This window comes from Pseudomonas sp., from assembly GCF_049645325.1.
Taxonomy (GTDB): domain Bacteria; phylum Pseudomonadota; class Gammaproteobacteria; order Pseudomonadales; family Pseudomonadaceae; genus Aquipseudomonas.
On record NZ_JBARTQ010000501.1, the window covers coordinates 1 to 20,544 of the forward strand.

17 protein-coding genes are annotated in these 20,544 nt (G+C 61.9%); 4 read left to right on the plus strand and 13 right to left on the minus strand.

The window, feature by feature from the left end:
• Positions 1-76: 76 nt before the first annotated feature.
• Together phoR and phoB are read right to left on the minus strand one after the other, a co-directional pair.
• Entirely contained in the window at positions 77-1,363 is a 1,287-nt protein-coding gene (gene phoR / locus WBB95_RS21340; protein ID WP_424489393.1) for a phosphate regulon sensor histidine kinase PhoR, read from the minus strand.
• Positions 1,364-1,445: 82 nt separating this feature from the next.
• Complete coding sequence (gene phoB / locus WBB95_RS21345; protein WP_003195617.1) at positions 1,446-2,135, minus strand: phosphate regulon transcriptional regulator PhoB; 690 nt, start codon at positions 2,133-2,135, stop codon at positions 1,446-1,448.
• Positions 2,136-2,288: 153 nt separating this feature from the next.
• Here phoB and WBB95_RS21350 point away from each other — a divergent pair, with 153 nt between their 5' ends.
• Positions 2,289-2,669, plus strand: coding sequence for a hypothetical protein (locus tag WBB95_RS21350; protein ID WP_424489382.1), 381 nt, complete (start codon positions 2,289-2,291; stop codon positions 2,667-2,669).
• Positions 2,670-2,788: 119 nt separating this feature from the next.
• On the opposite strand, the gene ubiA is transcribed toward WBB95_RS21350, so the two are convergent.
• Both ubiA and WBB95_RS21360 read right to left on the minus strand, forming a co-directional pair.
• Complete coding sequence (ubiA, locus tag WBB95_RS21355; protein WP_424489383.1) at positions 2,789-3,679, minus strand: 4-hydroxybenzoate octaprenyltransferase; 891 nt, start codon at positions 3,677-3,679, stop codon at positions 2,789-2,791.
• Positions 3,679-4,242 (minus strand): chorismate--pyruvate lyase family protein, encoded by a 564-nt coding sequence (locus tag WBB95_RS21360; RefSeq protein WP_424489384.1) that lies wholly within the window; start codon positions 4,240-4,242, stop codon positions 3,679-3,681. The genes ubiA and WBB95_RS21360 overlap by 1 nt, the downstream gene beginning before the upstream one ends.
• Positions 4,243-4,437: 195 nt before the next feature.
• Here WBB95_RS21360 and WBB95_RS21365 point away from each other — a divergent pair, with 195 nt between their 5' ends.
• The 3 genes from WBB95_RS21365 (at position 4,438) to WBB95_RS21375 (ending at position 6,258) form a co-directional block, all read left to right on the plus strand.
• Complete coding sequence (locus WBB95_RS21365) at positions 4,438-4,605, plus strand: rubredoxin (RefSeq protein WP_003213373.1); 168 nt, start codon at positions 4,438-4,440, stop codon at positions 4,603-4,605.
• 37 nt (positions 4,606-4,642) lie between these two features.
• Positions 4,643-5,791, plus strand: a complete 1,149-nt coding sequence (locus WBB95_RS21370) for an NAD(P)/FAD-dependent oxidoreductase (RefSeq protein WP_424489385.1) — start codon at positions 4,643-4,645, stop codon at positions 5,789-5,791.
• A 191-nt stretch (positions 5,792-5,982) separates the two neighbouring features.
• On the plus strand, positions 5,983-6,258 hold the full coding sequence (locus WBB95_RS21375; protein WP_003213368.1) for an HU family DNA-binding protein: 276 nt from the start codon (positions 5,983-5,985) through the stop codon (positions 6,256-6,258).
• Between the two features lie 98 nt (positions 6,259-6,356).
• Here the strand turns inward: WBB95_RS21375 and WBB95_RS21380 are convergent, their stop codons facing one another.
• The 9 genes from WBB95_RS21380 to WBB95_RS21420 form a co-directional block, all read right to left on the minus strand.
• Positions 6,357-6,776 (minus strand): hypothetical protein, encoded by a 420-nt coding sequence (locus WBB95_RS21380; RefSeq protein ID WP_424489386.1) that lies wholly within the window; start codon positions 6,774-6,776, stop codon positions 6,357-6,359.
• An 8-nt stretch (positions 6,777-6,784) separates the two neighbouring features.
• Positions 6,785-11,158, minus strand: a complete 4,374-nt coding sequence (locus WBB95_RS21385) for an RHS repeat-associated core domain-containing protein (protein ID WP_424489387.1) — start codon at positions 11,156-11,158, stop codon at positions 6,785-6,787.
• Positions 11,159-11,170: 12 nt separating this feature from the next.
• Positions 11,171-11,605 (minus strand): DcrB-related protein, encoded by a 435-nt coding sequence (locus WBB95_RS21390; protein WP_424489388.1) that lies wholly within the window; start codon positions 11,603-11,605, stop codon positions 11,171-11,173.
• A 15-nt stretch (positions 11,606-11,620) separates the two neighbouring features.
• Complete coding sequence (locus tag WBB95_RS21395) at positions 11,621-13,561, minus strand: type VI secretion system Vgr family protein (protein ID WP_424489389.1); 1,941 nt, start codon at positions 13,559-13,561, stop codon at positions 11,621-11,623.
• Positions 13,562-13,750: 189 nt separating this feature from the next.
• A complete protein-coding gene (tssH, locus tag WBB95_RS21400) occupies positions 13,751-16,414 on the minus strand; it encodes a type VI secretion system ATPase TssH (RefSeq protein ID WP_424489390.1) in 2,664 nt (887 codons plus the stop codon).
• Positions 16,407-17,450 carry a type VI secretion system baseplate subunit TssG gene (tssG, locus tag WBB95_RS21405; RefSeq protein WP_424489391.1) on the minus strand — a complete coding sequence of 348 codons (1,044 nt, stop codon included), beginning with the start codon at positions 17,448-17,450 and terminating at the stop codon, positions 16,407-16,409. The genes tssH and tssG overlap by 8 nt, the downstream gene beginning before the upstream one ends.
• Entirely contained in the window at positions 17,414-19,273 is a 1,860-nt protein-coding gene (gene tssF / locus WBB95_RS21410; RefSeq protein ID WP_424489392.1) for a type VI secretion system baseplate subunit TssF, read from the minus strand. Before tssF ends, tssG begins: the two co-directional genes overlap by 37 nt.
• Positions 19,270-19,785, minus strand: coding sequence for a type VI secretion system baseplate subunit TssE (tssE, locus tag WBB95_RS21415; protein WP_005792513.1), 516 nt, complete (start codon positions 19,783-19,785; stop codon positions 19,270-19,272). The genes tssF and tssE overlap by 4 nt, the downstream gene beginning before the upstream one ends.
• A gap of 206 nt (positions 19,786-19,991) precedes the next feature.
• Positions 19,992-20,480, minus strand: a complete 489-nt coding sequence (locus tag WBB95_RS21420) for an Hcp family type VI secretion system effector (RefSeq protein WP_017735732.1) — start codon at positions 20,478-20,480, stop codon at positions 19,992-19,994.
• Positions 20,481-20,544: the final 64 nt, after the last annotated feature.

The window sequence follows — 20,544 nt, forward strand, 5'->3', positions numbered from 1 at the left end:
GTCAACACATTCATAACTGACCCACCGCCTTCGCGAGCAAGCCAGCTCCCACATTTAGTCCCGCGTCATTTTCAGGTTATTCATCTGTGCCGATCGCCGGTGAACGCGTCACCTGCGCCGGCGGAAAGTGGCAGGTAAAGGTGCTGCCATGCCCCAGCACGCTGCTGATTTCCAGCCGTGCGCGGTGGCGCAGCAACACGTGTTTGACGATCGCCAAACCTAGCCCGGTGCCGCCGGTGTTGGAGTTGCGGCTGGAGTCGACGCGGTAGAAGCGCTCAGTCAGGCGCGGCAAGTGCTTGGCGTCGATACCAATGCCGGAGTCCTGCACGCTCAGGTGCGCGCCGTATTCGTCGGCCCACCAGCGGATGCGGATATTGCCTTTGTCCTGGGTGTACTTCACGGCGTTGAACACCAGGTTCGAAAACGCGCTACGCAGTTCGCCCTCGCTGCCTTTGAGCTGCACGTGCGAGTCGGCTTCCAGGGTGATTTGTTGCCCGCGTTCCCCCGAGAGGGCCTGGGCGTCGTTCTTGATGGTCTGCAACAGGCTCTGCACGGCGACGGGGTGGTTGTCCGACGGGTAGTCGGTGGCTTCCAGCTTGGCCAGCAACAGCAGGTCGTTGAGCAGCGTCTGCATGCGTGAACCTTGCTGCTGCATCTGTTGCAGGGCACGGCTCCAGCGTGGGTTGATCTCGTCGACGTTGTCGAGCAGCGTCTCCAGGTAACCGCAGATCACCGTCAGCGGCGTGCGCAGTTCGTGGGAGACGTTGGCGACGAAGTCTTTGCGCATCTGTTCCAACTGGTGGATGCGGGTCACGTCGCGCACCAGCATCAGGTGTTCGTTGTTGCCGTAGCGGGTCAGGTACAGCTGGATGCGCACGCGGTCGTTGGTGGGCGAGGGGATTTCCAGGGCTTCTTCGTAGTTCTCCTGTTCGAAGTACTCCTTGAAGCGCGGGTGGCGCACCAGGTTGGTCACTGGCTGGCCGCTGTCCTGGGGCGTCTTGAGGCCCAGCAAAGTTTCGGCGGCGCGGTTCCACCATTCCAGGTTGCCGTCGCTGTCGAGCATGATCACCGCGTCTTTGAGTGCGGCGGTGGATTCCTGCACCCGGTCGATCACTGCTTGCAGGCGCCCGCGTACCCGTTGGTCGCGGCGTTGCAGGTGGTAGATGCTGTCGAACACTTCGCCCCACAGGCCATAGCCGTCGGGCGGTGCTTCGTCGGGTTTGTGCTGGCGTAGCCATTCATGCAGGCGCAGCAGCTGTTTGAGCGTCCAGCCCAGGTACAGGCCGATACCGACGGCCAGGCTCCAGCCGTAATAGCCGCTGACCAGGCCGACCACCAGGCAGCCGGTGATCAACAGCAGCATGTGGCGGATCAGGGTGCCATGCCAGTTCTGGTTCACTTAAACATGCGTCCTTGTCAGCTGTTAAGGAAAGGGAAGGGCTGGCTCAGCCTTTGGTGGAAAAGCGGTAGCCGGTGCCGCGCACGGTTTGTACCAGATTCTCGTAGGCATCGCCCAAGGCTTTGCGCAGGCGGCGGATGTGCACGTCCACGGTGCGCTCCTCCACGTACACGTTGCCGCCCCACACCTGGTCGAGCAACTGACCGCGGGTGTAGGCGCGTTCCTGGTGGGTCATGAAAAATTGCAGCAGGCGGTATTCGGTCGGGCCCATCTCGGCCGGCTTGCCGTCGATGGTCACGCGGTGGCTGATCGGGTCCAGGATCAGGCCGTCGACTTCGATCGGCGCTTCGCCGTCGGTAGGGCCGGCGCGGCGCAGTACGGCTTTCAGACGAGCGACCAGCTCGCGTGGGGAAAAGGGCTTGGTGATGTAGTCATCGGCGCCGACTTCCAGGCCCTGGATCTTGTTGTCCTCTTCGCCTTTGGCGGTGAGCATGATGATCGGGATGTCCCCGGTCAGCTCGTCGCGCTTGAGGCGGCGGGCCAGCTCGATGCCGGAGGTGCCGGGCAGCATCCAGTCCAGCAGGATCAGGTCCGGCTTGCGGTCGACGATAATGGCATGGGCCTGCTGGGAGTTCTCCGCCTCCAGGCAGTCATAGCCGGCCATTTCCAACGCAACGGCGATCATTTCGCGAATGGGCGCTTCGTCGTCAACGATCAGAATGCTCCTGCCAACCATGCCTAAATCCTCTTGTCATTTAACTGTCTTGCGCCGCATTAGATAACGGAATTATTGCAGTCGTGTGACAGTAATTTAGTCGCTTGGGCAATTCGCGGCACTCTGGACTACCCTTTGGGTCCGAATCCTGACAACCACAAAAGGAAGGTTCCGATGACTCAGAGTACTTTTTCCTGGAAAGCCCTGCTGGTAACGGCCGCGTTGACGCTGCCGACCCTGGCGTTCGCGACAGACCCGGCGATGACCAAAGACGGCATGTTGGTGGACCACAAGGGCATGACGCTCTACACCTTTGCCAAGGATGCCGATGGCAAGTCCATGTGCAACGACAAGTGCGCCACCAACTGGCCGCCGTTGATGGCCGAGTCCACCGACAAACCCATGGGCAAGTGGACGGTGATCACCCGTGATGACCAGAAGAGCCAGTGGGCCTACAGCGGCAAGCCGCTCTACACCTTCGTGATGGACAAGAAAGCCGGCGACATGACCGGTGAAGGCAAAATGGACGGTGCCTGGAAAGTCGCCAAGCCCTGACATGCGGCGCGGCTGAGTTCATCGCGGGCAAGCCCACTCCCACAGCGAAATGCATTCCAAATGTGGGAGCGGGCTTGCCCGCGATGGCGTCAGACCTGACGCCATAAACCCCTTATGAATCAGCGAAACCCGTAATCCGCCACAATCCCCACAAAAATAGCCAACCCGGCCCAGTGGTTGTGCAAAAACGCCTTGAAGCATTTCAGGCGGTCCTTGTCCCGGGTGTACCAGAACTCCCAGGCAAAACAGCCCGCAGCCGCCAACAAGCCCAAGTGGAACCAGCCGCCCAGCTCGAACCGCATGCCCGCCAGCCACAGGCAGACCAGCGCCAGGCCTTGCAGGGTAAGGATGATCACGCGGTCGGCATCGCCGAACAGGATGGCGGTGGATTTCACGCCGATCTTCAGGTCGTCGTCACGGTCGGTCATCGCGTAATACGTGTCGTAACCCACCGTCCACAGCAAATTGGCGATGTACAGCAGCCACGCCGTGGCGGGCAGGTGGCCGGTCTCGGCGGTGAACGCCATCGGCATGCCCCAGGAGAACGCCGCGCCCAGCACCACTTGCGGGTAATAGGTGTAGCGCTTCATGAACGGGTAGCTCGCCGCCAGCGCCAAACCGCCGAGGGACAGCAGGATCGTGGTGGCGTTGGTCAACAGCACCAGCAGGAAACTGATGCCCATGAGCACCGCAAAAAACACCAGCGCCTCTTTCGAGCTGATCTTGCCGCTGACCAGCGGGCGCTGCTCGGTGCGTTTTACATGGCCGTCGACCTTGCGGTCGGCCCAGTCATTGATCACGCAGCCGCCGGCCCGGGTCAGCACCACACCCAGCACGAAAATCACGATGTTGATGAAGGACGGCGACCCCTTGCCGGCAATCCACAGCGCCCACAGCGTCGGCCACAGCAGCAGGTAAATGCCGATGGGCTTGTCCATGCGCGTCAACTGAACGAAATCCCAGGCCCTGGGGTTCAGGCGGTTCAGGGACTTGAGCAGACGTTGATACATCAGCAGTTCTCCGGATGGTCATGCAGCGCGTGCCAGAAGCCCGGCAGGAAAATCTCCGCCACCAGCACACTCAGCGGCCCACGGTCGAAGCGCGAGCGGCGGCCCCATAACCTGTCGGCCTGGTCGGCTGTCGGCAGCCATTGCCGTGGGTAATGGCACACTTCGATCGCCTGGCGGGTGAACGCCTGGTCGCAGAACAGCAACTCACCCAATGAACGGCTGCCCAACTCATCCATGTGCAAGCCGTCGCCTTGCAGCGCGCTGCGTGCCGCCACACTGCGGGCAAACACCCACGGCTGGCCGTGCCCGCGCAGGTACACCTCGCGCACCCAGCCGACAGTGGCCGGGGCCAGGCCCAGCGCGGCGCATTCGTCATCACGCAACGGCTGCCAGCCTTCGAACAGCGGCGTCACGCTGAAACCGTCGTTCGACAGCCACGTGAGCCGGCGCGTCAGCGAGCCTTCGTCGAACAGCCAATTGAGGGTCAAGGGCGCAGGCAATGGGCTCAGAAGGCTCTGGGTCAGCCATTGGCAAGCATCGGGGCGGGCGGTTGAGTGCGGCACAGTGAGTCAATATTGGCAGCAAAAGAGGCGGCGAGCTTACCATGGTGCCTCGCACTTCTGCCGCGTTGAACCGGCCCCGTGCGTCGATCGCGCTTGCATCTGTCGGCCCCGATCAGTACAAAACGCCCTGAGCCGTGTGGCAACGTTGGTCTATCGACCGCCGGCCAAGATGCCTGGACCCTGAGGAAGCAAGTAATGAAGAAGTGGCAATGTGTAGTCTGCGGCCTGATCTATGACGAAAAAGACGGCTGGCCGGATGACGGAATCGCTCCGGGCACCCTGTGGCAGGACGTCCCGGAAGACTGGCTGTGCCCTGACTGCGGCGTGGGCAAAATGGATTTCGAAATGATCGAAATCGGCTGATCTGAACATTTAAGAAACGTACTACAAGGAGAAAGGAATGAACGCACCTGTCGTGATCATCGGCACAGGATTGGCCGGTTACAACGTAGCCCGGGAGTTTCGCAAGCTCGACAGCGAGACCCCGTTGCTGCTGATCACCGCGGATGACGGGCGCTCCTACTCCAAGCCCATGCTCTCCACCGGCTTTGGCAAAAACAAGGAAGCCGATGGCCTGAGCATGGCCGAACCCGGCGCCATGGCCGAGCAACTCAAGGCCGAAGTGCGTACCCATACGCGTATCAGCGGCATCGACCCTGGCCATAAACGCCTGTGGATCGGCGAGGAAGCGGTGGCCTACCGAGACCTGATCCTGGCGTGGGGCGCAGAAACGGTGCGGGTGCCGGTTGAAGGCGACGCGGCTGAGCTGATTTTCCCGATCAACGACCTTGAAGACTACGCGCGCTTTCGCGCCGCTGCCGCCGGCAAACGCCGCGTGCTGCTGCTTGGCGCCGGCCTGATCGGCTGTGAGTTCGCCAACGACCTGATCCTGGGCGGCTACGAAATCGACCTGGTGGCGCCGTGCGAGCAAGTCATGCCAACCCTGCTGCACCCGGCTGCCGCTGCCGCTGTACAAGCCGGGCTGGAAGGCCTGGGGGCACGTTTCCACCTGGGCCCGGTGCTCAATCGTCTGCAGCGCAGCGCTGATGGCCTGGAAGCGCACTTGTCGGATGGTGAAGTGATCCACTGCGACCTGGTGGTCTCGGCCATCGGCCTGCGCCCACGTGTGGACTTGGCCGCCGCCGCCGGCCTGCAAATCAACCGTGGGATCATGGTGGACCGCCACCTCAAGACCTCCCACGCCAACATCTATGCGCTGGGCGATTGCGCCGAGGTTGACGGCCTGAACCTGCTGTACGTGATGCCGCTGATGAGCTGCGCCCGCGCCCTGGCCCAAACCCTGGCCGGTAACGCCACGGCGGTGAGCTACGGGCCGATGCCGATCACCGTGAAAACCCCGATCTGCCCGCTGGTAGTTTCGCCACCACCACGGGGCACGGAAGGCGTGTGGAGCGTTGAAGGTGAGGGCGCCGACATCAAGGCATTGTGCCGCGATGCCGGCGGTCGCCTGCTGGGGTACGCCCTGACTGGCAGCGCCGTGATGGAAAAACTGGCCCTGAACAAAGAACTTCCGCCGCTGCTGGCGTAAATACCGGTCGTTCTGTCGGAATACCCCTGTTTTCCCCCCTAGAAAGGTCGCCGCGAGACTGGCGCGGCGTCCGAGGGCATGCCATCCTCACTTCCGTCTGCCGCAGAGTAGAGCCTGCGGCGCCTTGGGCGCTGCTCCGTCAGAGAGCAGCACGGACATAACAACAAAAAACCGTCAAAGAGGCTTCACTTATGCGTAAACCAGAACTCGCAGCCGCCATCGCTGAAAAAGCGGATCTCACCAAAGAACAGGCCAACCGCGTACTCAACGCCGTTCTCGAAGAAATCACCGGCGCCCTGCATCGCAAGGACAGCGTCACACTGGTTGGCTTCGGCACCTTCCTGCAACGCCACCGCGGCGCCCGCACCGGCAAAAACCCGCAAACCGGTGAGCCTGTGAAGATCAAGGCGAGCAACACCGTTGCGTTCAAGCCGGGCAAGTCGCTCAAAGACAGCGTCAACCCGTAAGAGCAGTACCGTCTCGAAGGGAGGCGGGGCGGTAAAAGAAATGGGCACGCCGACTGGGTCGGGTGCCCATTTTTGTTGGGTACTAGTTTGTCAGCAACCTAAAAGTCGTAAACCCACAGCTCAGTAAATACGAAGTCGAGATCGAAATGATCGGTCAAAGAATCGAAATCATCGTATTCCTCCGGCAAAGAGAGGCCTATGCCGCTGATCTGATCTATTTGCACGAATCCGGACCAAGCCACCTGCACTTTGGACACCTTTAGAACATCGAATACCGTCATTCCCGGCCAGAGCTTATTCTCATAGTTGCCCTTGAAAGTAGCATTGCACGAGATAGCAGAAATGATGCCGTCGGCGCCGTGGTAGGCCGTAATAAACCCGTCGTTAATTGTCAGAGAGTTGGGGCCGTTGTGGGTCTTGTATCTACTTGATAAACGCGCCTGAATCTGGGAAACATTTTCACCGATGGTTATTCCACCGATCGAAGTGTTCGGGACTATTGCATTAGTTAAATCCATTGCGACCTCTATTTCGGTACATTCATTAACGCGCCGTCTACAAAAACTGGACTGTCGACAATTTTTTCGTATTTCATAAAGTCTTTGGGCGCTATACGTCCCTGGACTTCCCCATTCCGGTAGACCTTCCAGTAGCTTGATTGGTGGACACCTCCACCGGGGTGGTAGTCCAGTACATCCTTGTTTCCAGATTTCGTCGTCCTAGTGAATTGGGTGTGCTGAGTTTTGTTTGTGCCTACGTTTGTGATGCTTTTCGTATAGCCTTTTTTCATCAACGACGCTTCAACTTGCTCAGGAGTTTTGCCGGAAAGCTTGCTTACCCATTTTTTTGAAATGTTTTGCCTTTTATTGAAGGCTTTCGTGCAAGTTAATCCGAGAGGGTCTACCCACTCAATCGGATTCGTTGCATAGGCGTAAAGGTTGATACCCCCATTTAGACCAATCGGATCCGGCGTAGTAAACCGCCCCACATCCGGATCATAAAACCTGAACGTATTGAAATGCAGCCCCGTCTCCCGGTCCAGGTACTGCCCCTGAAACCTCAGATTCTGCTCTTCAATGTAATAAGGCTCGCGCACTTCCTCGACGGTGTTGCCCCACACACGATACGTCGCTCGCCAGACATCATGCCCATCAGCTTCGGTCAACTGTTCCGGCAACCCGTTCAGGTCGTTGTGGTAGTAGCGAATCTTTTGCAACGGCCCGGCGCCGTCCACCCGCGCCAAGGGTTCGTAGCCTTCATCTGCGTAAACATAAAGACTCGTCTGGCTGTGCTTATGCTCCTGCAGCAACCGCAAGCCATCCCACATGAACCGAGTCCCGCCCAGCGGATACCCGTCACTCCCATGCTCGGCTTTCTCAATCCGCCGACCCAGCGGGTCATACGCCATTCGGACCACGCTGCCGTTCTCATGACGCACTTCAACCAACCGACTTTCCGCGTCATACGCAAACCGCTGCACCCCACGCGTGGCGCTGCGCTTCTCGATCATCCGCCCAAACGCGTCGTACCGATAACGCTTGTCCTGGTACGTCAGCAGCTTGTTATGCACCACCAATCCCGCGCCGAGCTGTGGGCCGTCCAGCAGGTTGGCGGCGGCGTCGTAGGCAAAGGTTTCGCGCTGGCCGTGCAGGCTGTCCTGGCTGGCGATGATGTGTCCGGTGGCGTCGTAGTGCAGCAGTTGGCGGTGTTGCGCGGCGGGTTGCTGGTCGAGTTTGCCGATCAGGTTGTCGGCGGGGTCGTACTCGAACTGCTTTTGCGTTGTTGCCGGCATCAGCGATGGCTGGCTCGAGTGGCGGCGCTGGCGCGCGCGCAGGCGGCCGCTACGGTCGTATTCGCTGCGGGTGGTGAGCTGGCCTTGGGTGCGCAGCACTTCGCGGTGCAGGCGATCGCGTTCGAAGTCGCTGATGACCTGGCCGTCGAGGTTGATCTGGTGCAGGTGGCCGCTGCCGTAGTACAGGCGATTGAGCCAGCGGCCGTCCGGCAGTTGGGTCTGGATCAGGTTGCCGAGTTCGTCGTAGTGGTGTTGCAGGCTGCCCGCCGCACTCTGTTCGCCAAGCAACTGGCCGAGGGCGTCATAGGCGAAGCCCAGCGTTTGGGCGTTGCCTTGCAGGTCGGTGAAGGTGACGGCGGTGAGTTGGTCCACCGCATCGTAGGCATAGTCGGTGCGGCCATCGTCGGTGGTTTTGGCTACCAGGCGGCCGACCGCATCACGCTCCAGCCGATGCACGATAGGGGCGGGCGGCGTCTCGGGCACCAGCGCCAAGCCATTGCCGTAAGGTGCCGCGAGGGCAGTCACCACCGTGATGTTGTCCAGCAGGTCGTAGTCGTAGCGCTTGGCGCTGCCGTCGAGGTCTTGCTGCTCGGTCAGCCGGTCACCGGCGTCCCACGCGAACCGATAACTTTCCCCGTTCTCGTTGACCAGCGCTTGCAGTCGCCCGTAGCTGTCGTAGCCAAACTGCACCTGCCGACCGTGGGCGTCGGTGCGCTGGCGTACTTGGCCACGGCGGTTGTGCTGATACAGCGTCGTATGGCCTGCGGGGTCGGTGTACCCCACCAATTGCCCGCTGGTGTCGCGCTGATAGTGCTCCGTGCGGCCGTCCGGCAGTTGGCTGCTGAGCAGTCGGCCTTGGGCGTCGTAGCTGAATTGGGTGCGTTCGCCGAGCGCATCGGTAATCACCTGCAGATAACCGCGCTCGTCGTAGCTGAAGCGCGTCGGGTAACCCGAGCAGTCGATGTGCTCGACCAGTTGCCCGAACGGGTTCCAGCGCAGTGTTTTACGTTTGCCGGTGGCATCGATGATTTCCACGACCTGGCCGTGGTCGTCATAGCGGTAGCGGGTGACATAGCCCAGCGGATCGGTTTCGGCGATGCAATTGCCGCGTGGGTCGTAGCGATACTGCCAGCTGTTGTCGGCGGCGTCGGTTTCCACCAGCGGCAATGCCCAATGCTCCAGCCACAAGGTTGAATCACTGCGGCCCAGCGGGTCGGTTTCGCCGATCAGGTTGCCGCTTTCGTCGTAGCTGTATTCAAAGCGCCCGCCCTGTGGGTCGGTGGCGCTGAGCAATTGGCGTTCGTCGTTCCACTCGAACAGCCAGGTCTGGCCGAGGTTGTCGCTGTACTGAATGATCTGGTGCTGAGTGTTCCAGTGCCGCGTGCTGACGCGCTGCAAACTGTCAGTGATGCGCGTGATACCGGCCTTCAAGTCATAGTCGAATTGGTAGGCGTCGCCCTCATCGGTCCAGTGCCGGACCACGCGCCATTCCAGGCCTTCAACAAAAGCCCATTCATAGAAACAGCGCAACCCGGTGGGCAGTTGGTGCTCCACCAACCGTTGGCCCGCGTCGTAGGCGAAACGCCGTTGCACCTGGCCGGTTGCGTCGCGCACTTGCGCCAGGCTGCCCGCCGCATCGTAGCCATAGCTCACGAGCACTTCACGACGTTGATCCGGGTAAAGGCGTTCGAGGCGGGCCAGATGGCCTTGATCACGGACCAGCTCAACCTGCACCAGATCGAAGGTGTCGCGCAAACGCACCAACTGGCCGGTTTCGTCATAGTCCAGATAAATGCGGTTGTCGTTGCGATCACCGAGTTGGCTCAGGCGCAGCAGCGATGGGTTCGCGCTGGGTTCAAACAGGCGGTACAGGCCGTCGTCACTTTCAATCAGCAATTGCCCATTGAGGTGGCGCCGCACGGCGAGCCCTTCACCCGCGCTGAACACGGCGCCACCCAGCGGGATGGAGCCCATGTCGATAGGGCGACCTTGCTCGTCGGTGTAGACCAGCGTCTCGCCGCCTTCGGGATGTGGGCGGATTTCCACGCACACTTCATAGGGCACGCTCCAGCCAACCCCCAAGAGGCTGCCCGTGCGCTCATCGCGACTGTTGTAGAAGCGCTGCCAGTCGATCGGCAGGATGCCGGGGAGAACGAAATCCAGCTCCTCGACATCGCCCAGTACTTTGGCGCCGGTCGCCGCGTGCACCGGGTTCGACGAACCCATCGCGGCGTTGGCCGCAGCCCCCATCGCGCTGCTGATGGCCATCGAGGTAGCCCCGCTGACCAGCATGCACGGCAACTTGCTGAAGAACTTGCCCTTGCCACCCTTGAGCATCAGCAGCGCCGTCACGGCCAGCCCAACCCCCGGGGTCTTGCCGCTGCGAATCTCACGCACTACCACCGAACCGCCACCAATGGTCACGTTGGAGGAAATCAGCCCGGACGACACCACCGTTGCATCGCACGTACTGCGGTCGCCGCTGCGTACCGCGGGCTGGCCGTTGACCGTGACCTTTTCCGAGCCCTCGGCAAGAAACTGCGGCGGCATCGGCGGGTGCTTCATGCACACCACCAGGTCCAGCGGTTTGGGCACGGCGCCGGGTGCGGGCGTCGCGACAGTGGGGCGCCACATCTGCGAGAAGAAGCCTGCGGCCATGTCCAAATAGCTGGCTTCTGGCTCGGGTTCAGGCTTGGTTTCTTCCAGCTCGGTGCCGGCTGGCGTGACATGCGAGCTGATCGCTCCCGCAGCACGGGCGGCGGGCGTGTTGTTGGTCAGGGTGTCGGTGGAGCCGGTGAGGATATTCGCCTGCACCGTGGGCGGAAAAAGGGCGTTGCTGAAGGCATCGCAAAATTTCGTCAGTCCCTTATCGGCCCCGCTCTTGCTCATGGCCAGGCCGACAATCGTGCCGACCACCGCGCCCAGCACGAAGCAGCCGAGCCCGCCGGTGGCCACGGTAATGCCGGTGGCGGCCACGACGGCAGCGGTCGCCACGGCGGTGATCGCGATATTGGCCGCCACCTCCAGCACCCCGCCGAGGATGTCCGCCATCATCGAGGTGTGGGAGAGCGCATCGCCCATGCGGGCCGCCCATAACGCGTCAGACATGCAAGCTGCTCATCAAGAAATGGCGTCGAACGACAGCGAGTTTTTAATCGTTGCCCAGTGCGCAGCCTCGGCATCGCCCAGCGTGTCCGCCTTCACATAACTCAAGGCCATCATCTTGCGTGTGCCCGGAATCACGAGCGCCAGTTGATACTGGAACACCTTGTCATTGCCCTTGTTGAACTGGCTGCGCAGCTCGATGCCTTCTACCTCTTGCGCCGCGCCCAAACGCACATCGACGCTTGGTTGGCAGCGTAAATCCTGCACCTGTTTTTCCAGGCGCTGGAGTTGGTCGCTGAAGTTGCTGTGCAGGGTTTCGCCGTCGGCGAGCAAGCTGCGGCTGATGATCAAGGACGTGCCCAGCGCGGGAAACTTGAGGATATTGATCGTCGCATCCTGCAGTTCGCCCTCAGGCAGTTGAAACTGGAATTCGTTGATTCGGTACGTCATGGCAAGCAGGTCTCGTCAGGAGCTTTTAGGCGCGGGAAACGCGGCGTTGATATTGGCGTCGATGCTGGTTTTCATGCCCTGGCCATCGGGCGACGCGCCGGGGCCGCCGCCGTTGTTCAGGTGCAGGACGCCGCCGGTGTTGAATTCGGCATCGCCGCTGGCGTGGAAGCTGATATTCACGCCGCTCAGGTTGATCTGCCCGCTGGCGTTCAACTCCAGAATGCTTTTACCGCAGACCAGGCGCAGGTTTTCGCCCACTTCAATCACGTAGCTTTGGCTGATGCTGTCGGTTTTCCTCTTGCCCACCGAAAGGATGTCTTCGTGCTTGACGATGCGCACACGGTTATTGCCAATCGTCACCGTCTCGTTATGGCCAATACTCTTGTTGCGGTCATGCCCCACCGAGTGGCTCTCATCCACCTCCACCACGATGTCCTGATTGCGCTCGGCATGGATGTACAACTGCTCCAGCCCCTTCTTGTCCTCCATGCGGATTTCATTGAAGTTGGCCGGCGTGCCGCCTTTGCTGGAGCGACTTTTCATGCCGCTCTGGGTGGCGTTTTCCGGCAGGTCGTAAGGCACGGTCTGCTCGGCGTTGTAGACGCGGCCGGTGATGATCGGCCGGTCGGGGTCACCTTCCAGAAAGCTCACAATCACTTCCTGGCCGATGCGCGGGATCTGCATCGAGCCCCAGTTCTTGCCGGCCCAGGATTGCGACACACGAATCCAGCAGGAGCTGTTTTCGTTCGATTGGTCGTGACGGTCCCAGTAGAAGTGCACCTTCACGCGGCCGTACTGGTCGGTCCAGATTTCCTCGCCCTTGGGGCCGACCACCAACGCAGTCTGCGGGCCTTTGACGATAGGCCGGTGCGTGCTGGCCAGCGGGCGGAAGCTTTGCTGGGCGTCGATACAGGTGAGGCCGCTTTCGAACTGCGCCGAGCCCGAGCCACCGCCGCTTTCCAGGCTTTCCTGGACGATGGCATAGCGGCAGCCGACGATCAGGTATTCGCGGTTCTGGTCCTGGCGACTGAAGCCGGTGAGGCTGAACAAGTGGCCCGAACCCAGGCCTCGCGCATTGCCGCTGAACTCGATCTGCTCGTGCAAGGTTTGCAGGGCTTCGATGCGGGTGCGCGCGTAGTGTTCGCCGTCCCCGCTCTGCACGTAGGTGCCGGGGTAGTCGTACAGCGGATAGTCGCCTGCCGTGTGCGGGCGCGGCATGGCCGAGCGCACATCGATACTGGCGCTGGGGCGCTGGAAGTCGTAGTCGTTGAGCTCAAGCGACCCCGGTTGCACTTCGTGCGCCAGGTGCCAGTTGTGCATATGGTCGCGTTCGCGCTGCTGCTCGTCCTTGGGGTAGTAGGGGATCGACGCATAGCCCGGCACCGTGGTGTGAGCGCCATAGGCGTCGGCCAGCACCAGCACATGACGGTCCTGCTCATGGCGGAAGAAGTAATAGATACCTTCCTGTTCCATCAGGCGGCTGACGAAATCGAAACTGGTCTCACGGTACTGCACGCAGTATTCCCACTCGCGGTACGGCCGGCTCAGGGCGTCCTCAAAGTCGGAAAAGCCCAGATCACGGAACACCTGCTTGATGATCTGCGGGATGCTCAGGTTCTGGAAAATTCGGCAATCCGAGGTGCGACTCAGCAGCCACAGCCACGGGCGCAGCGTCACTTGGTAACTGGCGAACTGGCCCTGATCGATGTTCTGGCTGCAGCGTGCGACGAGGCCGTGGAAGTGCCGCTCACCGCCGTCCGCCAACTGCACGCCGACGCTCATCGGCTTGCCCAGCAACTGGTTGAGGTCGATGTTGGCGTCCAGCGAGGTCAGTTGCAGCTCAAAGTTGAACAGCCTGCCCAGCTCTTCGCCGCCCCCCATTTCATTCAGCAACAGCACATCCGGCCCGAGAGGGCTGGTGATCTTGGCCAGGCGTGAGGCTTGGTTGAATAGCATCGGTTAACTCGTAAATTGCGTAGTAACTGTAGGAACCGGCTCTAAATGTGGGAGCAGGCTTGTGTGGGAGCTGGCTTGCCTGCGATAGCATCACCGAGGTGCGCCTGACACACCGAGGTGCGTGCATCGCAGGCAAGCCAGCTCCCACAGAGGCCCGCTTTCACAATTCCTGATCGCGTTCCGTCAGGGTCAATCAATATCACTGAATTGATAGTGCAATTCGTTATCCCGGCTGCTGATGCGCACACCCGCCAGCGCCTTGCCTTCGAGCATGCGCGTGAGGAATTCACGGCTCATGTCCGGCAGCAGGCTGTTGGTCAGGATGGTGTCGATCATGCGCCCGCCGCTTTCGGTTTCGGTGCAGCGCGAGACGATCAAATCGACCACTGCGTCGTCGTAGTCGAAGGCGACTTTGTGCGTGTTCTCTACGCGCTTTTTGATGCGGTTGAGTTGCAGGCGAGTGATCGCCTTGAGCATCTCGTCGCTCAGCGGGTAGTAAGGAATCGTCACCAAACGCCCGAGCAATGCTGGCGGGAAAATTTCCAACAGCGGCTGACGCAGGGCCTTGGCGATTTCTTCCGGCTCGGGCATGTTCGCCGGGTCTTTGCACACCCGCGAAATCAGTTCGGTACCGGCGTTGGTGGTGAGCAGGATCAAGGTGTTCTTGAAGTCGATCACCCGGCCTTCGCCGTCCTCCATCACGCCCTTGTCGAACACCTGGAAGAAGATCTCGTGCACGTCCGGGTGGGCTTTTTCCACCTCGTCCAGCAGCACCACGCTGTAGGGTTTGCGCCGCACGGCTTCGGTCAACACGCCGCCTTCGCCGTAGCCGATATAGCCCGGTGGCGCGCCCTTGAGGGTCGACACGGTGTGGGCTTCCTGGAACTCGCTCATGTTGATGGTGATCACGTTCTGCTCACCGCCGTACATGGCCTCGGCCAAGGCCAGGGCGGTTTCGGTCTTGCCCACGCCGGAGGTGCCGGCGAGCATGAACACGCCAATCGGCTTGCTCGGGTTGTCGAGGCCGGCGCGGGAGGTCTGGATGCGCTTGGCGATCATCTGCAAGGCGTGGTCCTGGCCGATGATGCGTTTCTTCAAGTGCTGGTCGAGGTTGAGCACGGTTTCCAGCTCGTTGCGGGCCATGCGGCCCACCGGAATGCCGGTCCAGTCGGCGACCACCGTGGCCACGGCCTGGTAGTCCACGGTCGGCAGGATCAGCGGGGTTTCGCCTTGCAGCGCGGTGAGGCGCTGTTGCAGGTCCACAAGCTGTGCGCGCAACTCATCGTTGCCGCTGTCGACTTCACCGACTTTTTCACGCAGCGTTGCACGCGTCGCGAGCAGTTCATCGACCAGGGTTTTCTCTTCGGCCCAGCGGCTTTCCAAGGTTGCCAGACGCTCGCGCTCGGCCGTCAGCAAGGCTTCGCTGTGGGTCTGGCGCGCGCCGATGGCGATGCCGATCGCATGCTCGCGGGCAATGATTTGCAGCTCGGTTTCCAGCGCCTCAATGCGGCGGCGGCTGTCGTCCACCTCGGCGGGAACCGCGTGCAGGCTGATGGCGACGCGCGCGCAGGCGGTGTCCAGCAGACTCACGGATTTATCCGGCAGCTGGCGCGCCGGGATGTAACGGTGCGAGAGCTTCACCGAGGCTTCCAGCGCCTCGTCGAGGACCTGCACCTGGTGGTGTTTTTCCATGGTCGAGGCCACGCCGCGCATCATCAGCAGGGCTTTGTCTTCCGACGGCTCGGCAACTTGCACCACTTGGAAGCGGCGGGTCAGGGCCGGGTCTTTCTCGATGTGCTTTTTGTACTCGGCCCAAGTGGTGGCGGCCACGGTACGCAGGGTGCCGCGCGCCAGGGCGGGTTTCAACAGGTTGGCCGCGTCACCGGTGCCGGCGGCGCCACCGGCACCCACCAGGGTGTGGGCTTCGTCGATAAACAGGATGATCGGCTTGGGCGAGGCCTGCACGTCTTCGATGACTTGGCGCAGGCGCTGTTCGAACTCGCCTTTCATGCTGGCGCCAGCTTGCAGCAGGCCCACGTCGAGGCTGCGCAACTCCACGTCTTTGAGCGCGGGCGGCACGTCCCCGGCGACGATGCGCAGGGCGAAACCTTCGACCACGGCGGTTTTGCCGACGCCGGCTTCACCGGTGAGGATCGGGTTGTTCTGGCGGCGGCGCATGAGAATGTCCACCAACTGGCGAATCTCTTCGTCACGCCCCACGATCGGGTCGAGCTTGCCACTGCGCGCCTGTTCGGTCAGGTCGACGGTAAAACGCTTGAGCGCTTCCTGCTTGCCCATCGCGCTCGGGGCCATTGCACCGCTGGCTTCGCCCGGCACGGCACCGGCGTTGAAACCGTCGCTGGCACTCAAGGCGTTCTCGGGCGAGTCGCCGACGTATTCATCAAAGCGTTCGCTCAAGGCTTCGGGCTTGATCTTGTCGAACTCGGCAGACAAGCCCAGCAGCGCATGGCGCAGGCTCGGCGTCTTCAGAATGCCCAGCACCAGGTAGCCGGTGCGCACCTGGCTTTCGCCAAACATCAGGCTGCCGTAGACCCAGCCGCGTTCCACGGCTTCTTCCACGTGGGACGACAGGTCGGTGATCGAGGTCGAGCCGCGCGGCAGGCGGTCGAGGGCTTCGGTCAGGTCACGGGCCAGGCGCGCCGGCTCAACGTTGAACTGGCGGATGATGCGGTGCAGGTCCGAGTCCTGCAGTTGCAGCAGTTGGTGAAACCAGTGAGCCAGTTCCACATACGGGTTGCCCCGCAGTTTGCAGAACACGGTGGCGGCTTCGATGGCCTTGTAGGCCACGCTGTTGAGTTTGCCGAACAGTGCGGCGCGACTGATTTCACCCATGCTCTGGATTCCTTGAGGTGGTGGCGTGATCGGCGTAATGCCGGGCCAGGATTAGGTCGTTGGCGTCGTGCTCGGGCTGGCCGAGCCAAGTGTTGAAGCCCAGCCGGAACTGGCCGTTAAGCTGCAGCTTCGGGACTTCAGGTTGTTGCAGAATCAGGTTCAGGTCCCAGTCCAGTTCATGGCCCAGGTACTCGGCCACCCACGCCACCAGCTCGTTGAACGGCTGGCTGCCGGGCAGCATGCCCATGTAGTCATCCAGCTTCAGTGGGCCGAGGCGGATGCGGAATTTATGCTGGCGGTCCCACACATGGCTGCCCAGGCAGAAGTCCACGCCGAGCCGGTTGGCGCTGACACTCACGCGGCTGCGCTCGGGCAGTTCCAGCCATTGTCCAACGTATTCTTCGATCTCCACCGGCAGGCCGAAATACTCGCTCAGGATTGCTTTCAAGCCATCCGGGTAGCGGGTTTGTGCCGACAGGTGGCCGCTGTAATGCAGCTTGGCGGTGTCGGGAATCAGCCCTTGATTGAGCAGGCTCGGCATGCCCCGGCCGCTGAGCGCGGCGAGGCGTGCGGACCAGTAATCGTCGTCCGGTCGGTCGTGGCTGACGGTTGGGCGCGCTTCGGCCCAGGCCCGATAAAACAGGCTCAACAGGCGATGATGGAACACATCCAAAAACTGCTTGCTGGTGCTGTCGGCGTTGTTGCGCTGACGTTCGCGCACGTACTCGGTGATGTGCAGCGGCAACGGGCCGTTGGGGCCGCCGAGGCCAAAGAAGAACTGCTCCAGCCGTGCCGGTTTGCCGTCGCCGCCGGGGTCCACCGAAGCCAGGGTCGCCGGGGCAAAGGTGCAATCGGCCTGTTGCCCGAGGCGCAGCGGGTCATCCGCCAGGCGCAGGGAATGGCCCAGGCGCGGCAAGTCCGGCGATTCGCACTCGATGCGGCGCAACGCCTGGAAGAAGTCGTATTCCCAGGGCTCCTGATGCATCGCATCCAGTGTGTTCACAGGGTCGGACGACGCCCGGGCTTGGCTTTCCATCGCATGATCTCGCCGCGTTCGGTGGTACGGATCACCGTCTCGGTAAAACTGTTGATCGACACGTAACGTGCCAGGAAGCGTTCCAGCACCGCACCGAGCAGGAACACGCCGGTGCCGCGAAACGCGTTTTCATCGAATTCCAGGGTGATTTCCAGGCCACGGCCAAACACGATCGGGCCGGGCATCGGCAGGCGCCGGGTCACGGCTTTGCTGCTGACGTCGCGCAGGCCTTCGATCTGCAATTGCAGCGCGGCGTCATTACTGTCGCCGTACAGGCGCAGCAGTTCGCGCAAGGCCGCCGCACCCTGACCCTGTTCGCTGAGGGACAGGTAGTTGAGCGACAACTGGCTGATCAGGCGCCAGGCCTTGGCGTCATGCGCGTGGCTGGCGCGCGGGCGGCTCGGGCCCGCCACGCAACGCACCGACAAAACCGGCGCACTGTCGGCCAGGGTGAAGTCGGTCTTGCCGTTGCCCACGCTCATGAACAGCGGCAAGTCGCGGTTGGTGCACAGCGCGGTCACGCCGAGCTGGCGCAGGTCATGGCCATACGGCGCCTGGCGACTGTCGACCAGGCTGACGAAGGTTTCGCTGCCCACATAGGTGGAGCGCGGGCCGTTGCGGCGCTGGTCGCTGGACAATACCCGTGGCTCGCGGCGCACCGTGTAATAAGCCTGGTCGCGGCCATAACGCGACGGGTCGCGCACCGCATAGAACGGCAGGAACGGCTGCTCCGGTCCGGTGCCGTGGCCGGTCAGGCCGTTCAACGAATGAATCTCGAAATCCATCGGCCGCGTGCGATCGGCGATCACATGGTGTTCATTGACGCGGTCGGACAAGTGGATACGGTCGACGCGCTTGGGGAACAGGTTGATCGCCGGGGTGCAGAACGGCAGAAACTGCGCGGCGCCGACGCTGCCTTCCAGACTCGGCTCGTGGCGGTCGAAGAGCACGATCAGCTCCAGCTCCTGGCCGTCGCAGCGTTTGACCGCGCGGCTCAGCTCAGCGAATTCGACGAACAGGAAGCGATGGGGCAGAGCGAAGTATTCCTGCAACAAGCGGTAGCCCTGGAACGCGCGCGCCACCACCGGCATGGCCGCGTCAGCATCGTCAAAGCCCCGGGAGCGCAGCGCGTCCTGCGGCAGGCGCTCGACCCAGTCGCCGCCAGGCTTGCGCGCAAACACAGCGCAGGCGTTGCCGAGCAATTGTTCGTAGAGGCGAAACGGCTGTTCATCGGCGCCGCTGAGGTACAACGGCAGGCTGTCGAGGTCGAGGCTGTTGAAGGGCAATTCAGCCCCGGTGCGCAAGGTCAGGCGAAGGCCCGCCTTGGCTTTCGGCTCGCTGGCGGCCAAGCGACCGAGCACGGCGGCCGGGTTGCCGAAGTACTCGGCGTTACTGACCTGCAACGGCCACAGCGTCACCGGGTGCGCGGTGCGGTACTCGCAGCAAGTCTGGGTTTCACGGCCCAATGCGGCGCGCAAAACCGTGCCACGGGGCAGCGGAAAACCGCTTGCCAATGAGCCTTCGTCGGGGTCGGTCTGCAATTGCACCACGGTCATCGACGGCGTCGGCGCCAGGTAATGCGGGTAGGCGATTTCCAGCAGGTTATGGGTGAAGGTCGGGTACTCGGCGTCGAGCTTGAGCTGCACGCGGGCTGTCAGGTAGGCAAAACCTTCGAGCAGGCGTTCGACGTACGGGTCGGCGCAGTCCATGCCGGACAGGGTCAGCCGACTGGCGATCTTCGGGTATTCCTTGGCGAACTCGGCGGCGCTTTCGCGCACGTGGTGCAGTTCCTGGTTGTACAGCTCCAGCAGGCGCGGGTTCATGGGCGTCTCCGCTGGTCAGCGTTGACGACGCGCACATGGCCGGATTCCAGGTCCAAGTCGGTTTGCAGCAGCAGGCGCAAGGGCACCGGCTGCGCCCACAGGTCGCCTTCGATCTCGAAACTCAGCGCGTTGTGGTTCATCTCGCCATGGCCGACGCGGGCTTTGACGCGCAAGGTGTGGCGCAAAATACGCGGCTCAAAGGTGGCGATCGCCTGGTAGATCAGGGCTTCGAGGGCCTTGATGTCGACGCTGGACACGCTGTTGCCCGCGAGTGCCGGCAGGCCGTAATTGACCACCGAAGTACCGGCCGGGGTGTGCAGCGTGGCATCGGCATCCAGCAACGACGTGGTATTGAGCAGCCACGCCAGGTCGCGCAGCACCGAGGCTTTTAATTGGGTCAGGGACAGCACGCGTTTGTCGGCGCTTTCCTTGGGGTTGGTTGGGTCGTCATCGGTCAACCGGTCCAGCAGGGACGGTTGCAGACGGTCGCGGGAAGCGATTTCAGTTACCACCAAAGCAGCTCCACGGACAATATCAAGAATGAAAGCCCCCCGTAGCAGCTGCCGAGCGCAGCGAGGCTGCGTTCGAGGACGAAGTCCTCGTAAACCAGGCACTGAGGTTTATTGGATAAAACCCAGTGTCTGGTTTGCGACTGCTTCGCAGTCGAACGCAGCCTCGCTGCGCTCGACAGCTGCTACGGCGGGGCGAGGCAGGCGTATCAGCGCTTGGTGTTGGAACGGATGTTCCAGCCAAACTTGATCGCGCCGCCGTCTTTGGTGCCGTCGGCTTTTTGCGGCTGGTAGTCGACCATCACTTGGGCAAAGTTCAGGGTGACGTTCTCGGTCAGGCGATCATCGGAGCCCGAGCCGCCGGTGCTAAGGGACGTGACCAGCACTTCTTCGAGGTTGATCACCATGTACTCGACCTGGCTTTCGCCGCCGGCCTTGCGCACGGTCAGCTTGACCTTGTCGATGTGCTTGCCGCTGGCGCAGTGCATCATCAGGTTCGGCGAGGCCTTGTCGACGTACTTGGTCAGCGACAGGTCCTGGATATTCACCTTGCCCGCGCCGCCGCCACCGCCAACGTGCATGTTGCCGGACTGGGCCATGCCCCAGCTCCAGTTCAGCACGTCGATTTCGTCCTTGTGGGCCTTGTCCATGGACTCGCCCTTGATGTCGCCGATCTTGATGAAAATATCAACAGCCATGTTTTCTCCCTGTGTGGCGTGCGCCACTGAATTTGGTTTGTGTGGGGGCCCGCTTGTGTGGGAG